General features: G+C 53.6%; 1 protein-coding gene. It reads right to left on the reverse strand.

The genetic code is table 11. The features are described 5' to 3' along the window. The coding region (locus FRY97_RS22740) for a hypothetical protein (protein WP_170254900.1) at positions 1–338 on the reverse strand (338 nt) is incomplete at both ends.

Raw genomic sequence — 338 nt, forward strand, 5'->3', positions numbered from 1 at the left:
ATGTTCAGGTTGCTAGGATCTGCATCGTTTACGATGTTGATCACGAAATCGCCATTGTCCAGGCAGCCGAAGCTTCCTTCCAGGACCATGTCCGCTGTAATTACACGTGAGCAGTTCGCGTCAAGCGTAACGTTGATGTCGTCGTTGCAAGCCAAGCTTGGCTGTGGCGCCTCGTCTTGTGAAACAACGATGTCGAAAGACTCGCTAGAAGCGTTGCCTGCGTCGTCTGTTGCGTCAATAGTAACGGTGTAAGTGCCGTTAGCTGGCGCAGTCACGATGAAAGTGCTGCCGCCTGCTGGCGCAACGTTCGCACCGCCAGAAACGGTAACTACTGGAGT

The organism is Phaeodactylibacter luteus, assembly GCF_007993045.1.
Taxonomy (GTDB): domain Bacteria; phylum Bacteroidota; class Bacteroidia; order Chitinophagales; family Saprospiraceae; genus Phaeodactylibacter; species Phaeodactylibacter luteus.